This is a genomic window from Corallococcus sicarius (assembly GCF_003611735.1).
Lineage (GTDB): Bacteria > Myxococcota > Myxococcia > Myxococcales > Myxococcaceae > Corallococcus > Corallococcus sicarius.
On the sequence record NZ_RAWG01000192.1, the window covers coordinates 1 to 18,116 of the forward strand.

The 18,116-nt window shown below is 70.5% G+C and carries 21 protein-coding genes and 1 pseudogene; 13 read left to right on the forward strand and 9 right to left on the reverse strand.

Going from position 1 to position 18,116, the window contains the following annotated elements; translation table 11 throughout:
* Positions 1-272 (reverse strand): annotated as a pseudogene (locus D7X12_RS26035) (hypothetical protein); the annotation flags it as partial.
* Between the two features lie 193 nt (positions 273-465).
* On the opposite strand from D7X12_RS26035, the gene D7X12_RS26040 reads away from it, so the two are divergent.
* The 3 genes from D7X12_RS26040 to D7X12_RS26050 are packed head-to-tail and all read left to right on the forward strand — an operon-like array spanning position 466 to position 2,387.
* Positions 466-1,419 (forward strand): alpha/beta fold hydrolase, encoded by a 954-nt coding sequence (locus tag D7X12_RS26040; RefSeq protein WP_120627984.1) that lies wholly within the window; start codon positions 466-468, stop codon positions 1,417-1,419.
* A 28-nt stretch (positions 1,420-1,447) separates the two neighbouring features.
* The gene (locus tag D7X12_RS26045; RefSeq protein ID WP_120627985.1) at positions 1,448-1,873 is read left to right on the forward strand and encodes a hypothetical protein; all 426 of its coding nucleotides are present in this window, start codon (positions 1,448-1,450) and stop codon (positions 1,871-1,873) included.
* Positions 1,874-1,880: 7 nt separating this feature from the next.
* Entirely contained in the window at positions 1,881-2,387 is a 507-nt protein-coding gene (locus D7X12_RS26050; protein ID WP_120627986.1) for a hypothetical protein, read from the forward strand.
* 61 nt (positions 2,388-2,448) lie between these two features.
* Here D7X12_RS26050 and D7X12_RS26055 read toward each other — a convergent pair whose 3' ends face one another.
* Genes D7X12_RS26055 through D7X12_RS26065 form a run of 3 tightly spaced genes read right to left on the reverse strand, consistent with a single transcriptional unit; the run spans position 2,449 to position 5,626 of the window.
* Positions 2,449-3,645, reverse strand: coding sequence for a class I SAM-dependent rRNA methyltransferase (locus D7X12_RS26055; RefSeq protein ID WP_120615128.1), 1,197 nt, complete (start codon positions 3,643-3,645; stop codon positions 2,449-2,451).
* Entirely contained in the window at positions 3,642-4,442 is an 801-nt protein-coding gene (locus D7X12_RS26060) for an HAD-IIB family hydrolase (protein ID WP_244224776.1), read from the reverse strand. Before D7X12_RS26060 ends, D7X12_RS26055 begins: the two co-directional genes overlap by 4 nt.
* A gap of 35 nt (positions 4,443-4,477) precedes the next feature.
* Positions 4,478-5,626 carry a hypothetical protein gene (locus tag D7X12_RS26065; RefSeq protein WP_120627988.1) on the reverse strand — a complete coding sequence of 383 codons (1,149 nt, stop codon included), beginning with the start codon at positions 5,624-5,626 and terminating at the stop codon, positions 4,478-4,480.
* An 89-nt stretch (positions 5,627-5,715) separates the two neighbouring features.
* Between D7X12_RS26065 and D7X12_RS26070 the strand changes: the two genes are divergently transcribed.
* The 4 genes from D7X12_RS26070 to D7X12_RS26085 are packed head-to-tail and all read left to right on the forward strand — an operon-like array spanning position 5,716 to position 8,194.
* The gene (locus D7X12_RS26070; RefSeq protein ID WP_120627989.1) at positions 5,716-6,657 is read left to right on the forward strand and encodes a magnesium transporter CorA family protein; all 942 of its coding nucleotides are present in this window, start codon (positions 5,716-5,718) and stop codon (positions 6,655-6,657) included.
* 34 nt (positions 6,658-6,691) lie between these two features.
* On the forward strand, positions 6,692-7,477 hold the full coding sequence (locus D7X12_RS26075) for an alpha/beta fold hydrolase (RefSeq protein WP_120627990.1): 786 nt from the start codon (positions 6,692-6,694) through the stop codon (positions 7,475-7,477).
* Positions 7,478-7,513: 36 nt separating this feature from the next.
* Positions 7,514-7,783, forward strand: a complete 270-nt coding sequence (locus D7X12_RS26080; RefSeq protein ID WP_120627991.1) for a carboxymuconolactone decarboxylase family protein — start codon at positions 7,514-7,516, stop codon at positions 7,781-7,783.
* 30 nt (positions 7,784-7,813) lie between these two features.
* Positions 7,814-8,194, forward strand: coding sequence for a carboxymuconolactone decarboxylase family protein (locus tag D7X12_RS26085; RefSeq protein ID WP_120627992.1), 381 nt, complete (start codon positions 7,814-7,816; stop codon positions 8,192-8,194).
* Positions 8,195-8,211: 17 nt separating this feature from the next.
* On the opposite strand, the gene D7X12_RS26090 is transcribed toward D7X12_RS26085, so the two are convergent.
* The 4 genes from D7X12_RS26090 to D7X12_RS26105 form a co-directional block, all read right to left on the reverse strand.
* A complete protein-coding gene (locus D7X12_RS26090) occupies positions 8,212-8,589 on the reverse strand; it encodes a hypothetical protein (RefSeq protein ID WP_120627993.1) in 378 nt (125 codons plus the stop codon).
* Between the two features lie 35 nt (positions 8,590-8,624).
* Complete coding sequence (locus tag D7X12_RS26095) at positions 8,625-9,632, reverse strand: dipeptidase (protein WP_120627994.1); 1,008 nt, start codon at positions 9,630-9,632, stop codon at positions 8,625-8,627.
* 52 nt (positions 9,633-9,684) lie between these two features.
* A complete protein-coding gene (locus D7X12_RS26100) occupies positions 9,685-10,818 on the reverse strand; it encodes a serine/threonine-protein kinase (protein WP_120627995.1) in 1,134 nt (377 codons plus the stop codon).
* A 212-nt stretch (positions 10,819-11,030) separates the two neighbouring features.
* Positions 11,031-11,654 (reverse strand): SPFH domain-containing protein, encoded by a 624-nt coding sequence (locus tag D7X12_RS26105; protein WP_244224777.1) that lies wholly within the window; start codon positions 11,652-11,654, stop codon positions 11,031-11,033.
* Positions 11,655-11,995: 341 nt separating this feature from the next.
* Here D7X12_RS26105 and thiS point away from each other — a divergent pair, with 341 nt between their 5' ends.
* From thiS to D7X12_RS26135, 6 genes are read left to right on the forward strand one after another with little or no spacing between them, the layout of a single operon-like run.
* Positions 11,996-12,199, forward strand: coding sequence for a sulfur carrier protein ThiS (gene thiS, locus D7X12_RS26110; RefSeq protein WP_120627997.1), 204 nt, complete (start codon positions 11,996-11,998; stop codon positions 12,197-12,199).
* A gap of 26 nt (positions 12,200-12,225) precedes the next feature.
* Positions 12,226-13,011: a thiazole synthase gene (locus tag D7X12_RS26115; RefSeq protein WP_120614962.1), complete on the forward strand. Its 786-nt coding sequence runs from the start codon at positions 12,226-12,228 to the stop codon at positions 13,009-13,011.
* A complete protein-coding gene (locus tag D7X12_RS26120) occupies positions 13,011-13,631 on the forward strand; it encodes a thiamine phosphate synthase (RefSeq protein ID WP_120627998.1) in 621 nt (206 codons plus the stop codon). Before D7X12_RS26115 ends, D7X12_RS26120 begins: the two co-directional genes overlap by 1 nt.
* Before the next feature lie 21 nt (positions 13,632-13,652).
* Positions 13,653-14,696, forward strand: a complete 1,044-nt coding sequence (locus D7X12_RS26125) for a hypothetical protein (RefSeq protein ID WP_120627999.1) — start codon at positions 13,653-13,655, stop codon at positions 14,694-14,696.
* 12 nt (positions 14,697-14,708) lie between these two features.
* Positions 14,709-15,596 (forward strand): O-antigen ligase family protein, encoded by an 888-nt coding sequence (locus D7X12_RS26130; protein ID WP_120628000.1) that lies wholly within the window; start codon positions 14,709-14,711, stop codon positions 15,594-15,596.
* Complete coding sequence (locus D7X12_RS26135) at positions 15,593-16,777, forward strand: DUF4350 domain-containing protein (RefSeq protein WP_120628001.1); 1,185 nt, start codon at positions 15,593-15,595, stop codon at positions 16,775-16,777. The genes D7X12_RS26130 and D7X12_RS26135 overlap by 4 nt, the downstream gene beginning before the upstream one ends.
* A 70-nt stretch (positions 16,778-16,847) precedes the next feature.
* Here the strand turns inward: D7X12_RS26135 and exoP are convergent, their stop codons facing one another.
* The gene (gene exoP, locus D7X12_RS26140) at positions 16,848-18,050 is read right to left on the reverse strand and encodes a spore coat polysaccharide biosynthesis glycosyltransferase ExoP (RefSeq protein WP_120628002.1); all 1,203 of its coding nucleotides are present in this window, start codon (positions 18,048-18,050) and stop codon (positions 16,848-16,850) included.
* Positions 18,051-18,116: the final 66 nt, after the last annotated feature.

Here is an 18,116-nt window from a genome sequence, read left to right on the forward strand (position 1 = left end):
AGATGGGTATAAGAGACAGCCCCCTGGCTTGCCCCCACGCCCCGGTGGTTGAAGCGCAGGGTGGGAAAGCCCGCCCGGGCCACCGCGAAGGCCACCTCCGCCGCCAGCACGTGGTCCATCCCGCCCCCCTCCTCCGGCCGGGGCGGGAGGATGAGCAGCGGCGGCGAGCGCTGCCCCCGGTGCACCGTGCCCTCCATCACCACCGGACCCGAGGCGCCGGCCCCCACGGGGATGAGCGTGGAGCGCTCCAGGAACTGACCTTTCTGGACCATGTCACCACCTTAATCCGCCCTTCCCGGAGCGGCCGGACCGTCTTCGCGCCCGTCCTCCCTCTGACGGACGCATTGCGCGTCGCGTCACACACATTCGGGGGGCCCCTCGCAACTTTTGGCGGCTTGCGGTGAGAATGGATCAACGTCTCAAGCATTCCTTCCCCCCTCAAGACATCCGCAGGAGCTTCAAGCCATGGGAACCATCGGGAGCGGCCGCAACTCCATCAACAACGCCACGCGCACCACGGCGACGACGCAGACCAACGCCACGCCGACCGTCGCGAAGCAGGCCCCGGTGGCGACGCCCAAGGCCACCAACCAGGTGAAGGACGGCTTTGACGCGCGCGCGACGAACAGCGCGGTGCGCACCGCAGCGCCCACGGGCGTGTTCACGGCGCCTCCGGGCTCCAAGGACAAGGTGTTCGACGGCAAGCTGGTGGGCGCCGGCGGCCAGACCTTCGACGCCAGCACCCCGCTGAACCAGGTCCCGGCCTACACGCCCAAGAACAACCCGAACGCGCAGGGCACCGTCATCTACGTCAACGGCATCAAGACGGACAAGGCGGGCCAGGAGGAGACGCTCCAGGTCCTCGCGGACAAGACGGGCATGCGCGCCATCGGCATCCACAACGCCACCGAAGGCATGGTCAAGGACCTGGCCCAGTGCGTGGGCGACAAGCTGGGCAAGGGCAAGAACCCGGCGGTGGATACGCTGGCGGACACCGTCTACAACGAGCTGAAGGCGGGCCGGGAAATCCACCTGATGGCGCACAGCCAGGGCGGCCTCATCACCTCGCGCGCCCTGGGTGACGTGGCGCGCCGGATGCGCATCGAAGACGGGCTGTCCCCCGCGCAGATCGAGCAGAAGCTCTCCAAGGTGCAGGTGGAGACCTTCGGCGCCGCGGCGGCCACCTACCCGGACGGCCCGCAGTACGTCCACTACATCAACAACAAGGACATGGTCCCCGGCATCGTCGGCCTGGGCACCAGCGGCATGGGCCCCCTGGACCTCATCCGCCACGCGGGCAAGGACGCGAAGATCCACTACTTCTCCGACAAGAACATGTTCACGGGCGCGCACGACATCAACAGCACGTACCTGAACCAGCGCGTCCCGTTCGATCAGGCGCGCGCCGGCAATTTCTAAGCCCTAGGGCTGTGCTATGACTGCACGTATGACGCTCGAAGAAGCCCAGCGACTGGTGCAGTCATTCATGAGGGCCCACGGAGACACGGAAGGCTCCGGGCTCAATGCGAAGGGATTTGGCGGCGCCGCCCTCGGCGAGTCGCAGGTCTACTTCGAACACTCCGCGGACTCGGGGGCGCTGAAGTGCAGCGCCCTCATCTACCGCTTCCGCGACACGCCCCGTCCGGGCGTCATCGACGGGTTCCGTGACGAAGAGAAGCGCGGCACGGACACCGGCGGCGGCAAGGTGGACTACGAGACCGAGAACAAGAGCCTCTTCCTGAGCCGCACCTACGGGGTGCTGCCGGCGGAGCAGCAGTTCAAGGACGACCTCGACCGGTTGCTGGAAGCGAGCCTCACCTGGGGCGAAGAGGTCTTCAACCGGGTCGCGGATCGCGTCGTCCCCGCGAAGTGATCACGCCATGAGCCGTTCCTTCTCCAGCGGACTGCAGTGGCTGCTGGCCACCATCGGGATGGCGCCTCCCGCGCCTCCCGCTGGGGGGCCCATGACGCGAGCGGCAGCCCGGGAGCTGGTGAAGTGGTACCTGCAGACGCAGGGTGCCGGCATCACCGAGGGCCTCAACGCGGAGGGCTTCGGAGGCGTGATGAACGGCGAAGGGCAGTACGCCTTCGAGCACGTCGAGTCCCCCCCTTCACTCAAGGCCAGCGCCCTCATCTACCGGTTCCGCGAGCCGCCCAAGCCCGGCATCATCGAGGGCTTCCGGCAGCAGCAGGACGAGGGCACGGACACCGGCGGGGGCACCGTCGACTTCGAGCCGGAGAGCGGCAGCCTCTTCCTCAGCCGCACGTACTCCGTGGTGCCGGACGGCCGCGAGTTCACGCGCGACCTGGACCGGCTGGGCAAGGCCAGCGTCGTCTGGGGCAAGGACGTGCTGGACCGCGTGGCCCACCGCGTCTTCGGCACCTGAAGCCCCTCTGCCAGGGAAGGGCGCCCCACCACCGGGCGCCCCCTGTCCGGGCGAGGCCTCGCTACACCGCCTGCATCACGTAGAACTTCAGGTACTTCCCTTCCGGAAACTGCAGGCGCACCGGGTGGTCGGGCGGCTGGTAGCGCTCCTCCACCAGCGCCAGGTCCACGCCGGCCTTGAAGCCCGCCTCGCGCACGGCGCCCATGAACATGTCCCCGTTCACGCGCGCGGAGCACGACGCCGTGGCCAGGAGGCCGCCGGGACGCAGCAGTGCCAGGGCCTGCCGGTTGAGGGACGCGTAGCCGTCAATGGCCGCCTCCACCGCGCGCTGGCTCTTCGCGAAGGCGGGCGGGTCCAGGATGATGAGGTCGAACGTCCGGCCCTCCTCCTTGAACGACTGGATGATGGTGAAGACGTCCGCCGCGAGGAAGTCGTGCTTCTCCGCCGGCAACCCGTTGCGCGTGAAGTTCTCGCGCGCGAGCGCGATGGCCTCCGGGTCCTGGTCCACGGAGAAGACGCTCTTCGCCCCGCCCAGCGCCGCGTTCACGGAGAAGCCGCCGCTGAAGCTGAAGCAGTTGAGCACCTCGCGCCCCTGCCCCAGCCGGCGGATGAGGTGGCGGTTCTCGCGCTGATCCAGGAAGAAGCCCGTCTTCTGTCCGCGCCACGCGTCCACCAGGAAGATGGCGCCGCGCTCGCGGATGGGGATGAGCTCCGGCGCTTCCTCGCCCCAGAGCATGCGCCCGGTGCCACGCCCGTCATCCTCCTCCACGTCGTCGCGGCCCACCTCGTCGCGCCCGAGGATGCCCTTCAGGCCCGGAACGCCCGCCTTCAGCGCCTCCACGATGAGGGGCCGGTAGGGGGTGAGCCCCGCCGAGTACAGCTTCATCACCGCCCAGCCCGCGTACAGGTCCACCACCACGCCGGGCAGCCCGTCGCCCTCGCCGTGGATGAGGCGGTAGCTGTCGGTGTCCTTCAGGTCGATGAGCGCCGTGCGCGCGGCCAGCGAGCGCTGCACCCGCTGGGTGATGAAGCGCGAGTCCACCGTCTCGCGCGAGTCCCGCGTCAGCACGCGCACCGCGATGGCCGAGTGCGGATCGTAGTAGCCGCGCGCGACGAACTTCCCGTTCTCCGTCAGGTCCACCACGCTGCCCGCGGGGATCCGCGGCGGGTGCTCCAGCGCCTTGCGGAACACCCACGGGTGACCCGCGCGCAGGTGACGCCCCAGGCCCCGGGCCAGCTCCAGCTTCACGACATTCACGTTGAGACTCCTCGACTGCGGGACGGCCGGCGGCGGGCAAGGAGGGCGCGTGCCAGCTCCTCGAATCCCCGCCCCTCGGGCGCCCGGGTGATGAAGGCCGGGGGCGCGTCGATGCGATCCAGCACCGCGCGCACATTGGCCACGCCCACGCCCAGCTTGAACGCCTGGAACATCGGAGCGTCGTTGAAAGAATCCCCCGCGTAGACGTACTGCCCGTCCCCGGGGTCCAGCGGCTCGCCCCAGGCCACCTTCGCGAAGCGGCGCGACGCGGAGAGCTTGTCGAAGCGGCCCAGCCAGCAGTTGACGTGCACCGACGAGCGCACCGCCGTCACGCCCCGGGCCCGCAGCAGCGCTTCGATGCGGGACGCCCCCGCGTCTCCCAGCCGGGCCTCCTCGTTGTAGTCCACCGCCAGGTCCACTTCCGTGTAACGGCTGTCCACCGACAGGCGCGCCCCGGGCACCTGGGCCAGCACCCGGTGCACCTCCGCCTCCAGTCGCTCGCGGTTCGCCAGGCGCTGGGCGGGCGGCTCCAGGTACACCTTGCGCAGCTCGCCCTTCTTCCCCTTGAGGAAGAACAGCCCGCCGTTCTCCACGATGACGCCGTCCACGGGGAGCTGCCGGGCCCATGCCTCGCCCCACCCCGCCGGCCGGCCGCTCACCAGCACCACCTTCAGGCCGGAGGCGGACAGCTGCTCGAGCGCCCGCACCGTCTGGCTGCGCAGCTTGTGGCCCGTCGTGAGCGTGCCGTCCACGTCGGTGAAGACGCCGCGCACGCGGGACAGGTCCGCGCTCCTCAAGGGGCGCGGCTCCGCGACCTTCCCCGGGCCGGCCTTCACATCACGTCCAGTTGCGCGAGCTGCCCCTGGAACGACTCGATGGTGGCGCGCAGCTCCGGGCCGGTGAGCGTGGCGAGCTTCAGCTTGCGCGCCTTGCGCAGGAAGGAGTCCATCGCCGCGTCGCGGCCGTAGAGCGCCTGGGCGCTGACCGCGGCCTCCGCCAGGGCCTTCGCCGAGGCGACCGGATCCTTCGTGGACTGGGACAGGGCGCGCTCCAGGCGCACGCCGCACGCGGCCCATACTTCGCGGTCGTGGAGGATGAGCAGCTGGCGCTGGTTCACCGAGGACAGGCTGCGCACCAGCGCGTCCAGGCCCTCCGCCACCGTCACCAGCTCCTGGCGGTCCGGGGTCGTCTGGATGGCGAGCGCGCCCACCTCCGCGCGGGCCTCGACGATCTTCCGCTTGTCCTGCGCGCGCAGGTTCCGGTACGCGGCGGTGCGGCCGAAGGCGTCCAGCTCCGTCTGGAGCTGCTGCGCGTTCCACAGCACCTCCTCCGGCTTGGCCTCGCGCACCTTGTTGAGCCGCGCCGCGACGATGCGCGACAGGTCCGACGTGATGGCCCGGACGGTCACCGCCGCCTTCACCTCCGCCTCGTAGCCCGGCACCACCTGGGCGCGGGACACCTCGCCGAAGGCGCTCGCGGTCTCGAAGACGAGCTGGCTCATCTGTTCGCGGTAGTTGGACCGGAAACGTTGGATTTCCGCCAACAGCTGCCAGCGGTCGCTCACCACGGCCGGGTTGCGCATGGCCTCGCCCAGCTGGGTGATGCTCTGGGCCAGCTTCGTCATCCCCTCCTGGAGCAGACCGGGCACGTCGCCGGGCCCCTTCCGGGCCGGGGCTGCGCCTCCGGGCGGCTGGCCGGGGAACTGTTCCCGGATGACGTTGAGCAGCGCGTTGACGTCCATCACCGTGTCGCGGATGACGGGTGCCATCTCCTCCCACAGCGACAGGTCGGGGCTGGCGTCGACGACGGGCGTCTCATACTTCACCAGGTCCAGGTCGCTCAGCCGCAGGATGGCCTGGGCCGCGGCGAGATACACCGCTCTCAGCCGCGCGGAGAAGGCGCGGTCGGGCAGTGACTGGAGGATTTCTTCGAGCCTCGGGGTGAGTGAGGCCGGCGGGGGATTCTCGGCGGCAGCGGACACGTTGACCCCACTCTATAGCTCGACATCGCGTCCGGGGAGTTCTAGCAATCGTCCCGGGCCAGAAGGGCAGCGCCCGGGAGTCGACGGAAATGATCCAGGTCTGTCTGTGGGAGGACGGCAGGGTGGTCTTGGGTGCGGAGGAGCTGCTCGACCGGCCGGGCCCCAAATGGATCGACGTGCTGGAGCCGGACGCGGAGGTGCTGGCCCGGCTGGCCGACCGCTTCCAGCTGCACCGGCTGGCAGTGGAGGACTGCCTGCACCTGGACCAGCGGCCGAAGCTGGAAGAGTACCCGCACCACCAGTTCATCGTGCTGCAGGGCTTCACGTGCGGGAAGGAGGTCACGGAGCTGACGCTTCACGAGCAGCACTTCTTCCTCGGCCAGGACTGGCTCATCAGCGTGCACCAGCTCCGGCTGCCCAGCCACGACGCCGTCCTGCGCCGCGTGAAGGACGACCCCGCGGGGACGCTGGGCCGGGGCGTGGACGTCGTCCTCTACCTGCTCGCGGACGGGCTCGTGGATGCGCAGTTCCCCATCATGGATGACTTCAGCGACCAGCTGGAGGACCTGGAGGACGCCATCTTCGCGGAGCCGGATCCCGCGCAACTCCAGCGCATCTTCCAGCTCAAGCGTTCGCTGGTGACGCTGCGACGGGTGCTGTCCCCGCAGCGGGACGTGGTGGGCATGCTGTCGCGCCGGGGCATCCCGCAGATCCACGAGAAGACGACGCTGTACTTCCGCGACGTGTACGACCACCTGGTGCGGCTGTACGAGCAGATTGACGCCAGCCGCGACGTGGTGGGCAACGTGATGGACGGCTACCTGTCCATGGTGGCCAACCGCACCAACGACATCAGCAAGCAGCTCACCATCTTCGCCACCCTCTTCCTGCCCCTGTCCTTCATCGTGGGCTTCTTCGGACAGAACTTCGATCAGCTGTCGGGCAAGGGTTGGTACTACGCCATGTGGGTCACCATGCTGGGCTTCCCGGTGGGGCTCATCGGCTGGTTCAAGTACAAGAAGTGGATCTGACGCCGCACCCGCACCGCGGTACCTGGGAGGACGCATGCTGACGGTCGCCGTGGATGGAACGCCGCTCCACTACCGGGACGTGGGCCAGGGGTTGCCGGTGTTGCTGCTGCACGCCTTCCCGCTGGACGGCTCCGCGTTCGACCGACAGGTGGCGGCGCTGTCCGGGCGCTACCGCTTCATCGTCCCCGACCTGCGCGGCTTCGGGCAGAGCCGGCTGGGAGAAGGTCCCACGGAGATGCGCCTGCTGGCGCAGGACGCGCTCGCGCTGCTGGACGCGCTGCACATCGACGCGGCGGTGGTGGGTGGGGTGTCCATGGGCGGCTACGCGGCCCTGGCGCTGCTGCGCGAGGACGCGGGCCGGGTGCGCGGGCTGGTGCTGGTGGACACGCAGTGCACCGCGGACGACGAGGCCGGCCGGGAGAAGCGCGAGGCCACCGCGAAGCAGGCCCTGTCCGAAGGCGCGTCGTCCATCATCCCGGGGCTCCTCCCCAAGCTCGTGCACGCGGGGCCGGACTCGCCGGTGGGCCGCGAGGTGATGGCCCTGGGCCTCGCCGCGTCGCCCCAGGCGCTCGCCGCCGCGCAGCGGGGCATGGCGCTACGGCTGGACAGCAAGGACCTGCTCGCGCGCTTCGCGGGCCCCACGCTGGTGGTGGTGGGCGAGCACGACACCGTCACGCCCCTGGCCAAGGCGAAGCAGATGGTGGACCTGGTGCAGGGCGCGCGGCTGGAGATCATCCCCGGCGCCGCACACCTGCCCAACCAGGAGCAACCGGAAGCCTTCAACGCGGTGCTGGACGCGTTCCTCGCCTCGCTGTCCTGACCGTCGTCGCCGTCACCCTCGAAACGGAAGTGCGTGATGAAGAAGCCCCCTGCCCCGGAAGCCCTGTACCTGCCAGACGTCGAGTCGCACACGTCCGACGGCCACTATGGACGGATGATCGCCGGGGCGAAGGCCGCGGGCTTCGCGCCCCCGGGCATCTGGCACCTGTTCGCCTTCAAGCCGCGCATGACGGATGCGTTGGCCGCGTTCACCCACGAGGTGATGCGTGGCCCCTCGCCGCTGTCCGCGGGGATGCGGGAGCTCATCGCCGCGTACACGTCGCGGCGCAACGCCTGCGTTTTTTGAACGGGCTCTCACGCCGCGGTCGCGGCGGAATTGCTGGGCAGCACGGAGCACGTCCAGGCGGTGCTGGACGATGTGGCGACGGCCCCCATTCCGGAGGCCGAGAGGGCGCTGTTCGCCTTCGTGGAGAAGCTCAACGACGCGTCCGGAGACGTGTGCCGCGAGGACGTGGAGCGCTTGAAGGCGGAGGGCTGGTCGGACGAGGCCGTCTACGACGCGGTCTCCGTGTGCGCCCTCTTCAACTTCTACAACCGGTGGATTGACGGCACCGGCGTCCAGGGCATGGCGCCGGAGATGTACGAGAAGTCCGCGAAGCGGATGGCGGCCGGGGGCTACCTGCCAGGGCCGCCTGTCCGGAGCCCGCCGCCGTCACCTTCCGACGACGGCGACGACGACGGCGAATCAGGGCGTTGAGCCTTCCAGGGGGCGCGTCAGGGATTGCAGACGGCCTGATCGCCCTGCACGGAGCACGACGAGCACTCCGCGGTCTTCTTCAACACGCCGCCCTCGCACAGGAGCAGTGCCTTGCCGTTGGGGGCGCAGCCGCCACGGCCCTCGGCGTCCTGTGCGCAGGCGTCATTCTCCATGTTGAGGGACGTGTCGCACCGCACGCTGTCCGCCAGCTCCCGGCAGCCCAGCGGTCCGCGACACGCCAGCGTGCGCCACTCCCCGTTCCGGCACTCCAGCGCCTGCGCGTCGTCCTGGCACACGTAGTCCCCGCCGTCACAGGAGTCACCCGAGCCCGGTCCGCCACAGCCGGAAAGGAGGAAGAAGCCGAAGGACACGAGCGCAAGAGGGAGACGGTTCATGGGTGCGGCGACTCTTCGCGAGCGGTTTTTCGCTGTCAACCGCCGCCGAGCGTCTCGCGGAAGTAACGTCGGAAGTTGCCACCCATCACACGTTCCACCCACGCCTCCGGGTGCCGGCGCAGCAGCGCTTCCGTGAGAAGGGGCAGGTCCGTCACGTCGCGCATGCCCTTGGGCAGCGCCACCATGCCGTCGTAGTCGGAGCCCACGCCCACTCCCTCCTCCCCCATGACGTCCACCGCGTGCTCCACGTGGCGGACCACGTCGTCCATCGTGTCGCCGCCCAGGTACACCGGCGCCAGGATGATGCCCACCACCCCGCCGCGCTGGGCGATGGTGCGCAGCGCCTCGTCGGACAGGTTGCGCCAGCCCCCGCCCGCCGCGCGCACGCCCGTGTGCGAGCAGAAGTAGCGCACGGTGGGGTGCGCGAAGAGGTCCGTGAGCGTCTGCTCGGAGGCGTGCGCCACGTCCACGCTCAGCCCCAGGCGGGCCATCTCCTCCATCACCTGCTGCCCCAGGACCGTCAGCCCCCGGTTGCCCATCATCGGGAAGGACGAACCGCCCAGGTCGTTGTTGGACAGGTGCGTCAGTCCCATGAACCGCACGCCGCGCCGGTGCAGCTCCGCCAGTCGCTCCACGCGTCCCTCGATGGCGTGGCCCCCTTCCACCCCCAGCACCGCCGACAGCCGCCCGTGGGCGAGGTTGTCCTCCAGCCCCGCCCCGGTGGTGGCGACGCGCACCGTGTCCCCGGAACGGGCGCAGAACGCGTCCAGCTGCTCAATCTGCCAGAGCGCCCGCGCCCACTCGCCGCCGCGCGCCTCGCGGGGCCACTTGCGCCACGCGGCGAACAGCGGGAAGCCGCCAATGAAGGGGAAGCCCCGCGTCACCAGCGTGAAGCATTGCAGCTTCATCCCCGCCTCCCGCAGGCGGGGAAAGTCCACGTGCCCTTCCGTCGACCGTTCGCACAGGTCGCGGTTCCACATCAGCGAATCCGCGTGGCCGTCCGCGATGCACCAGCGCCGGTGCAGCTCCTTCACGTCACCCATGCCCCCAGTCTTCGCCACCGCCTCCCGCGATGACAAGCACCCGTGACGCGCTTCAGGTCCAGTCCGTGCCGCCGTCGTCATCCTCGGGCCAGACGTCATCCTCCAGCGGGAGGCCCGCCTCCGCTTCCCCCGCGGTGCCCTCCAGTGCGTCCGTCCGCACCTCCGCCACCTCGCGCAGCGCTTCGGGAGGACCATAGGGCCGACCCGCCGCGCCCAGGAGGGCCCGGAGCGCGTCCCGCAGCTCCGCCCCCGTCTGGAAGCGGGCATCACGGTCGCGCTGCAACACCCGCTGGAGCACCTCCCGCATTCCTTGCGACAGCCCCCGCGTCGCATGCTCCACGTGCGACGGCGCGAGGCACGCCATGCGCGCGGCCATCAGCGGGGCGGGAAGCCAGCTGGGGGTCTCCGCGCACAGCCCTTGCGCGCCGGGCATGGGCTGGGCCTGCTGCGCGGCGCGCTCCACCTCCTCCAGGTCCAGCAGGTGCAGCCCGGTGAGCAACTCCAGGAGCACCATCCCCAGGGAGAACAGGTCCGCGCGGCCATCCAGCGGCTGTCCCTCCAGGGCCTCCGGTGACGCATAGGCCACGTCCCCGCGCACGAGCCCCGGCTCCGTCACCACGCGCCCGGGCAGCCGCGACCACGCGAGCGCGAAGTCCGCCAGCCGCACCCGCCCGTGCACGTCCACGCGCACGGAGCGGGGGCTGACGTCGCGGTGCACGACGCCCACGAGGAGGCCCCTGGAGTCCTCCAGCGCGTGGGCATGGTGGAGCGCATCCGCCACCTCCGCGCCCACGTACGCGGCGAACGCCTCCGAGAAGGGCCGCCGCCGCAGCGCCGCGAAGCTGGACAGCGTCTCCAGACAGGGCCCGTCCACGTATTCCATGACGAGGTGGGGCGCACCGTCATGCACCCGCACCAGGTACACCGGCGCGATGGCCGGGTGGCTCAGCCGCATGAGCAGCTTCACCTCTTCGCGCAGCCGCGCCCGCCCCACGTCGTCCCCGACGTCGCGCAGGCGCTTGATGAGCACCAGCCCACCCGGCGTGCGCGCGTAGTGCCGGCGGGCGAGCAGCAGCTCCCCACCGGCGCGCGACCCCAGGTAGCGCACCAGCTCATAGGACGTGGCCCCGGTGGAGAAGAGGATGAACGGCCGGGACGTGGACTGCGCGGGGGGATGGGTGGCCATCGTGGATGACGCTCCTTCGCAAGGCGCTTCCCGGGGGTGGGAAGGCATGAGGAAGACCTCACGCCCGCGTCCTACCACCCGGGTCAGACATCCCCATCCGACCCCACCGGTGTTTCCCCGACTAAAAAGGAAACGGCCCCCGCGCTGTCGCGGGAGCCGTCGCCTTCAAGCCTGTTCATGCCTTCGCGTTGAAGCGTGCGAGGCGCAGGTGACTACTGCTCCAGCTTCTTCACGGGCGCCACCAGCGTCACGTCGCGGGCGACCATGTCCTTGCCGTCCATCACGTACGAGGCGCGCACCTGCGAGCCTTCCTTGATGTCGTCCAGCTTCACCGCGCGGCTGCCGTTGTCCATGACCGCCGTCTTGTCGTTCGTCTTGATCTTCAGCTCGCGGTTGCTGGTGTCCACCACCGTCAGCGTGTCACCCGACTTGGACAGCACGCGACCATTGATGGTCGTGGCCGCGGCCGTCGCGCCGGCCATGCCCGAACCGCCCTGGGCCAGGTCCTCGTTCAGGTCCTCGTTGCGGTTGGCCTGGGCCTCGGCGAGCTCCTTCTCCTCGTCACGGACCTCCTGGTTGGCGCCGGCGATCTTCTCGTTGGCGTCCTGGCGCGCCTCGGCGACGTCCTCGTTGGCCTCCTGCCGCGCGGAGCCGATCTCCTCGTTGGCGTCCTGCTGCGCCGCGGCCAGCTCCTTGCCTTCGGCCTGGCGCGCTTCCGCCGTCTCCTGAGCCGCTTCCTGACGAGCCTCGGCGACGTCCTCGCGCTGCTCCTGGACGTCGTCCTTCTTGCAGCCCGCAACCATCGTCAGCCCCGCCACCGCCGTGACCGCAATCATGAGCTTCCGCATGTGACTGCCCCCTGTGTGATGTGTTCTGGAAGCCGGAGGTTTTGTTCCCCGGCGTTGGGCAGAAACTGGTCGCTCCCCCTGTACCTGCACAGGGGTTGTCGGGAGCGATGACAAGGCACAGGGGCGGCTTGCGGTGTTGGGAGGCCCCGGCCGCCTGCCTGCTGGGGAAGCGCCGGAAACGCATGTCCACGGGAAAAATCCGCCCCGGGGTGCCAGACAGAGGCCTTGTCGTGGAGGCGGCTGTGCGTTGACAGGGCAGAATGGCCCTTGTACTGGCAGCGGCGGGTCCCATGGGGGGCCTGAAGCGGGCCGGAAGGAGTCGTGACGCCGTGACGGTGTGGGTCAACGGAGAAGCGCGAACGCTGCCGGAGGGCAGCACCCTTTCGTCCCTGCTGACGCTGCTGGAGTTGAGCAGCGGTCCGGGGGTGGCGGTGGAGGTGAACGCGGAGGTGGTGCGCCGCGCGCGTCACCCCGAGCACCGCCTTGTGGACGGGGACCGGGTGGAGATCGTCACCTTCGTGGGTGGCGGGTGAGTGCAGGCCCAGGAGAGGACACGGTCATGAGCGGCATCGCGGACAAGCCTTTCACGCTGGCGGGGGTGACGTTCACCTCGCGGCTCATCGTCGGCACGGGGAAGTACCCCAGCCACGAGGTGATGAAGCAGTGCCACGACGCCTCCGGCGCGGAGCTCGTCACGGTGGCGGTGCGGCGCCTGGACCTGAAGGCCACGGGCGAGGCGTCGCTGATGAACTGGATCGACCGCAACAAGCTGCGCCTCTTGCCCAACACGGCGCTCTGCTACACGGCGGACGACGCGGTGCGCACCTGCCGGCTCGCCGAGGAGCTCGGCATGAGCAAGTGGGTGAAGCTGGAGGTCCTGGGTGACGAGAAGACGCTCTACCCGGACGTCGAGGAGACGCTGAAGGCGGCGCGCATCCTGGTGAAGGAGGGCTTCGTCGTGCTGCCGTACACCAGCGACGACCCCATCACCGCGCGCAAGCTGGAGGATGCGGGCTGCGCGGCGGTGATGCCGCTGGCGGCCCCCATCGGCAGCGGGCTGGGCATCCGCAACCCGCACAACCTGCGCCTCATCCGCGAGGTGGTGAAGGTGCCCGTCATCGTGGACGCGGGCGTAGGCACCGCGTCCGACGCGGCCATCGCGATGGAGCTGGGCGTGGACGCGCTGCTCATGAACACCGCCATCGCGGGCGCGCGCGACCCCGTGCGCATGGCCGTGGCGATGAAGAAGGCGGTGGAGGCCGGCCGCGACGCGTACCTGGCCGGACGCATCCCCCGCAAGGCGTACGGCTCCGCGTCCAGCCCCATCGAAGGGCTCGTCGAGTAGTGCCCCCCCTGCCCCGCCTCGTCGTCATCACCGACTGGCGCCTTCCCCGGACGCGGCTGCTGGCCGCGCTCGGCCGGGCGCTGGAGGCGGGGCCGGACGTCGCCGTGCAGCACCGCCACCCGGAGGCCTCCGGCCGCCTGTTCCTGGAGGAGGCCCGGCTCGTGGCGGACGTGTGCCGGGCCCGGGGGCATGCGCTGTTCGTCAACGGGCGGCTGGACGTCGCGCTGCTCGTGGGGGCGCACCTGCACCTGCCCGCCTCGGGCCCTTCGCCCCTCGACGTGCGTCCCCACCTGCCGCCCGGCCGGCTCGTCAGCGTGGCGGTACACGACGCGCGCGAGGCCGAAGGCGCGACGGGGGCGGATCTGGCGCTGGTGAGCCCGGTGTTCGCGCCCGGCTCCAAGCCCGGGGACACGCGCGCCACGCTGGGGCCGGAGGGGTTCCAGGCGCTCGCGGCCCGGCTGCCGTGTCCCGCGCTGGCCCTGGGAGGAATGACGCCCGGACGTGCGCGGGGGATGCCCGAAGTCCGGGGCGTGGCGGTCATCTCCGCGGTGCTGGAGGCGGACGACCCGCGTGAGGCGGCCCTCGCGTTGCTGGATGCATGCGCGGCCCCGCGCGGTTGAGGCGCGCTATGCTGCGCGGCCGTGAATCCCTCCTCGACCTCCGCTGAACTGCGCCCGCTGGCCATCGGGGAGCTCATCGACCGCGCCGCGACGTTCTGGCGCGCGCACCTGAAGCCCCTGTTCGTGCTGTGTCTGGGGTTCGACCTGATCAACTACATCGCGGTCAAGGCCTTCACCTTCGCGACGGTGCGATGGGCGGGCGCGCTGCCGGGGCTGCAGGGGCCGCGTGCGGGAGCGGACCCCTCGGAGACGCTGACCCAGACGGGCATCGCGCTGGGGTTGATGAGCGTGCTGTGGCTGTTCCTCGTCTGGAACTTCTGGGTCGCCACCACGGCGGCGGCGCGGTTCGTGGTGCCCGCGCACCTGGGAGAGCCGGTGCGTCCCTCGGAGGGACTGCGCCGCGCGGTGTCCCGGTTGGGCACGCTGACGGTGACGTACCTGCTGTCGATGGTGTGGTCCCTGGGCGTGACGATCCTCCTGTGCCTGCCGGGCTCCATCGTCATGGGGCTGGGCGTGGTGGCGTCCGTCACGGGCCGGGGCTCTGGCGGCAGCACGGCGGTGAGCGTGGCGCTGATCATCATTGGCGCACTGCTGTTGATGCTGGGCGCGCTGGCCGCGGTGCTCTGGTACTTCCTGCGCTTCATGTTGCTGCCGCCGGTGCTGGCGATGGAGGACGTGGGGGCGTGGGCGGCCTTCAAGCGCTCCGGGGCGCTGCTGTCGGGCCGGGTCGAGCCGGGTTTCATGGGCCGGGGCACGGTGCGGGCCATGGTGCTGTCCACGGTGGTGGGCGGCATCCTCGTCGCGGTGAGCCTGGTGTCGGGGCTGCCTGCGTGGATCGTACGGCTGACCTATGGCGGCAACCTGTTGGATCCGGCGGCGCAGGCGGCCATTCCGCAGGCGCTGCTGGTGCCCGCGGAGCTGTTGCAGGTGGTGGGGCAGTCCTTCTTCACACCGCTGAGCTTCGTGGTGTCGGCGTTCTTCTACGTGGACATGCGCGTGCGCCGGGAAGGGCTGGACCTGGAGCGCCGGCTCGCGACCGCGGAACCGAAGACGCTGCCCGTCTGACGCCCAGGCCCCGTGTCCGCCCTGCCCCTGCTCTTCCTGCTGTCCGCCCTGCCCTGCGCTGACCGGGAGGACCTCGCGCATCGGCTCGAGGAGACGGCACGCGTCCGACCCCAGGAGCTGAACGCGGAGGTGAACCGGCTGGTGGAACGACTGGAGGGCGTGCCGCTTCCGCCGGCGAGTTCCGGTCAGACGCCCCCGGAACGGGCCCACCAGCTCACGGTGTACCTGGAGGCGGTGTGCGCGCTGGACGCGGAGCGCGAGCAGGCTGTCGGGCCCGAGGTCACGAGTGAGCCGGAGCGGCTGCGCGCCATCCTCGACCGGCCGGAGTTCGCGAGGGCCCGGCAGCGCAACAGCGACGTGATCACGCGCCTGCTGCGGGAGCTGGAGAACTGGCTGGAGGGCCTGTTCGAGTCCAAGGGCGCGCAGGGCTTCGCGGTGGCCACGCGAGCGGTGATGCTGGGCGTGGCGCTGGCGGTGGTGTTGTTCGGTGTGCTGCGCGTGCGCTGGCGCAGGAGCCGGAAGGTCGTCGCCGCGCAGGGGCAGGAAGGCGCCGCGCAGCCCCTGGAGCTGGACACGCCCGGCGAGCACCTGGGCCGGGCCCGCTCCGCGCTGGAGACGGAGGACGCGCGCGAAGCCATCCGTGAAGGTCTGCTGGGCCTGCTGTCCACGCTGGAGCAGCGCAAGCTGGCGAGGCCGGACCGCGTGAAGACGAACCGCGAGCTGGCCGCGGAGCTGCCCACACGGGGAGCGCCCGCGCGGGTGACGGGGGAAGTGGAGCGCCTGGTGGGCTGGTACGACCAGGCCTTCTATTCGCTGGAGCCCGTGCCCCGCGACGAGGCCGCGCGCTTCGTGGAGTCCGTGGAGCGGCTGCACGGTTCGCTCGCGGAGGTGCGTCCGTGAGGAACGCGCGCGTCGCGGTGGTGCTGGGACTTCTCATCGCGGTGGCGCTCGCCGTGGGGCTCGCCTCGCGTGAAGCCGCGCCGGACTCCCCCGTGCCATCCGTCACGAACCCCGGCCCCCTGGGGCTCAAGGGCCTCTTCGTGTACCTGCGCGAAAGCGGCCGGGACGTCAGCGCCCAGGAGACATCGCTGGAGTCGCTTCCCGCCGGCACCCGCTCACTGGTCATCGCCGCGCCCCAGGCCCAGCCGGTGACGAAGGAGGAGGTCGCTTCGCTGGAGCGCTTCGTCCAGGGCGGCGGCACGCTCGTGTACCTGTCGCCGCACACGCTGGGAGAGCACCAGCCGGGGCTGGAGGAGTGGCTGGGGCTGGTGCCAGGCGCACTGCCGGGCACGAACCACCAGGGCCTCGCCTCCGAGTGGGTGGACCCGGCCGGCGTCACCGTGGACGTGTGGCTGCCCGCAGGCCTGCTGCGCGGGCTGTCATCGCTGCGCGTGTCGCGTGACCGGAGCCTGCGGATGGAGCACGACACCGCCGTGCCCCTCGCGGGACTGTCCGGCACGGGCGTGGTGTGGCGCTGGAGCCTGGGCAAGGGCGAGGTCTACGTGGCCGCGGGCCCGGACCTCGCGGAGAACCGGCGCCTGGAGCTGCTCGACAACCTGCGCTTCTGGGACGCGCTCGCCGCCCGAGGCCCCCTTCGCTTCGACGAGTTCCACCACGCCGTCGTCACCCGCCCTCCCCTCTCCCAGGGCCTCTGGGTGTTCATCGCGCAGGCGCTCGCGGTGGGCCTCGTCTACGCCGTCTCGCGCGGCACACGCTTCGGTGCCCCCCGCCCCGTGCGCGTGGAGCGACACCGCTCGTCGCGCGAGTACGTGCGTTCACTCGGGTGGCTCATGCGCCGCGCGAAGGTGGAGGCGGAGCTGCTGCCGGAGCTGGACAGCGCCCTGCGCCGGCTGATGCAGGAGCGGCTGGGCATCGCGCCCTCCCTGCCGGACGCGGAGGCCGCGCGGCTCCTGGAGGAGACCTGCGGCGTGCCCGCGCGCGACTACCTGGACGCGAAGGAGGACCTGCTGCGCACCCGCGACCGTGCGCCCGTCCGCCCCGCCGACTACACCCGCCTCGCCCGCCGCTACGCGAGCCTGGAGCGCCGGGTGACGGGCCGCGCGGGCGAAGCCCCGGAATGACGAAGGCGCGGCGCCCGGAGCCTTCACGCCCCGGACCCGCGCCCTCTTGTCGCCCGGTACCAGACCGGACCTACAGCTTCTTGCCCGCGGCGAGCATCGCCTCGCCCACGTGCTGACGGATTTCCGTGACGCGCGCCTCCCAGCTCTCGTGGAAGATCTTCTCCGCGCGCTCGCGGTTCGGGCCGGGGTTGTCCGCCAGCGCCGCGTTCACCTGCTTCACGTAGTCCTCGGGCGTGGTGGCGATGCGACACAGCCCCACCTTGCGAACCTCGGGCAGGTCGGACGACACCACCGGCAGGCCGGACGCCAGGTACTCGCGCACCTTCAGCGGGTTGGCGTTCAGCGTCAGCTCGTTGATGACGAACGGGTTGAGCGCCACGTCGAACGCCTTGTTGTAGCCCGGCAGGTCCGCGTACGGCTTGCGGCCCAGCATGTGGATGTTGGGCTGCGCGCGCAGCTTGGAGTCGTCGCAGTCCGGCGTCGTCTTGCCCACGATGACCACCGAGCCCTCCGGGTGCGCCTTCGCGACCGCCACAATCGCATCCTGGTCGATCCAGTCCGCCACCAGGCCGAAGAAGCCGATGATGGGCTTGGGCAGCTTCGCGATGTCCTCCGGGACCTTCGTCTGGGCGTCGCACGCCTTCACGAAGTGGGTGAAGTCCGTGCCGTGACGCACCAGCACCGTGCGCCGGTTCACCTTCTTCTTGTTCTCATACAGGCGCTCCGCGGACGTGATGCACATGTCCGCGCGGCGCAGCAGGCGCTCCTCCAGCTCCGCGATGTGCTTGCCATTCGTGTCGCTGAACGCGCTGAACTCATCCACGCAGTGGTAGACGACGAAGTCCTCGCCCAGCGTGCCGGACACCGGCGCGGACGCGGGCAGGAAGCTCCAGGAGATGGGCCGCTCGAACTTGAGCTGCTTCATCGCCCGCAGCACCTGGAGCCGCAGCAGGTGGCGGTTCGCCTGGCGCGCCAGCTCCGAGCCGTAGAACGGAATGGCCAGCGGCGCGAGCACGTGCAGGTTGGGCTCCACCTCGCGGATGCCCTCGCTGAACGTCTTCAGCTTCTTGATGATCCGCTGCGCGTCGTGCGCGTTCGCCTTGGGCGCGCGGTTGCCAATGCTGTTCACCCACAGCACCCGGTTGTCCCGCGACAGGATCCGCATGATGTGGACCTTCGACAGCGGGTCCCCATCCCAGTCGTTGGAGAACACCACCAGGTCACGCCCACGCAGCGCCCGCTTCGACAGATCCACCTCTTCACTGCGACGCATCGTCTTCTCCTGAACCCAGAACCTTGTCTGTCTCTTGTACACATCTGACGCTGCCGACGACTAGTC

What these genes read in the sequence shown, in the direction of transcription:
- D7X12_RS26040 (WP_120627984.1), top strand. Translation starts at nt 466, where the DNA reads ATGGGAACCATCGGGAGCGGCCGCAACTCCATCAACAACGCCACGCGC.
- D7X12_RS26045 (WP_120627985.1), top strand. Translation starts at nt 1,448, where the DNA reads ATGACGCTCGAAGAAGCCCAGCGACTGGTGCAGTCATTCATGAGGGCC.
- D7X12_RS26050 (WP_120627986.1), top strand. Translation starts at nt 1,881, where the DNA reads ATGAGCCGTTCCTTCTCCAGCGGACTGCAGTGGCTGCTGGCCACCATC.
- D7X12_RS26070 (WP_120627989.1), top strand. Translation starts at nt 5,716, where the DNA reads ATGATCCAGGTCTGTCTGTGGGAGGACGGCAGGGTGGTCTTGGGTGCG.
- D7X12_RS26075 (WP_120627990.1), top strand. Translation starts at nt 6,692, where the DNA reads ATGCTGACGGTCGCCGTGGATGGAACGCCGCTCCACTACCGGGACGTG.
- D7X12_RS26080 (WP_120627991.1), top strand. Translation starts at nt 7,514, where the DNA reads ATGAAGAAGCCCCCTGCCCCGGAAGCCCTGTACCTGCCAGACGTCGAG.
- D7X12_RS26090 (WP_120627993.1), bottom strand. Translation starts at nt 8,589, where the DNA reads ATGAACCGTCTCCCTCTTGCGCTCGTGTCCTTCGGCTTCTTCCTCCTT.
- D7X12_RS26095 (WP_120627994.1), bottom strand. Translation starts at nt 9,632, where the DNA reads ATGGGTGACGTGAAGGAGCTGCACCGGCGCTGGTGCATCGCGGACGGC.
- D7X12_RS26100 (WP_120627995.1), bottom strand. Translation starts at nt 10,818, where the DNA reads ATGGCCACCCATCCCCCCGCGCAGTCCACGTCCCGGCCGTTCATCCTC.
- D7X12_RS26105 (WP_244224777.1), bottom strand. Translation starts at nt 11,654, where the DNA reads ATGATTGCGGTCACGGCGGTGGCGGGGCTGACGATGGTTGCGGGCTGC.
- D7X12_RS26115 (WP_120614962.1), top strand. Translation starts at nt 12,226, where the DNA reads ATGAGCGGCATCGCGGACAAGCCTTTCACGCTGGCGGGGGTGACGTTC.
- exoP (WP_120628002.1), bottom strand. Translation starts at nt 18,050, where the DNA reads ATGCGTCGCAGTGAAGAGGTGGATCTGTCGAAGCGGGCGCTGCGTGGG.